1 protein-coding gene is annotated in these 237 nt (G+C 73.0%); it reads right to left on the reverse strand.

The genetic code is table 11. The features are described from left to right. Positions 1 to 237: hypothetical protein (locus tag ACQG3P_RS23365; RefSeq protein ID WP_426806375.1), on the reverse strand; the 237-nt coding region annotated here is incomplete at both ends.

Raw genomic sequence — 237 nt, forward strand, 5'->3', positions numbered from 1 at the left:
ACCTGCTGCAGGGCGGCTTCGGCTTCTGCCAGATCGCCGCGCTGCAGGGCCAGGGTCGCGCGCAGGCGGCGGATGGCCAGCGTTTCGGGTTGGTCATTGCCGTACAGGCTGACCGCGTCGGTCCACGCCGCGCGCAGGCTGCGGTCGGCACCGTCCAGGTCGCGCTGCGCGGCCATCATTTCGCCGAGGTGGCGGCGCAGGGTGACCAGCTGCGGATGGCGGTCGGTGGTGCGCGCA

Origin of the sequence: Stenotrophomonas sp. SrG, assembly GCF_050031795.1 — a bacterium.
In the GTDB taxonomy this organism is placed as follows: Bacteria; Pseudomonadota; Gammaproteobacteria; order Xanthomonadales; family Xanthomonadaceae; genus Stenotrophomonas; species Stenotrophomonas rhizophila_A.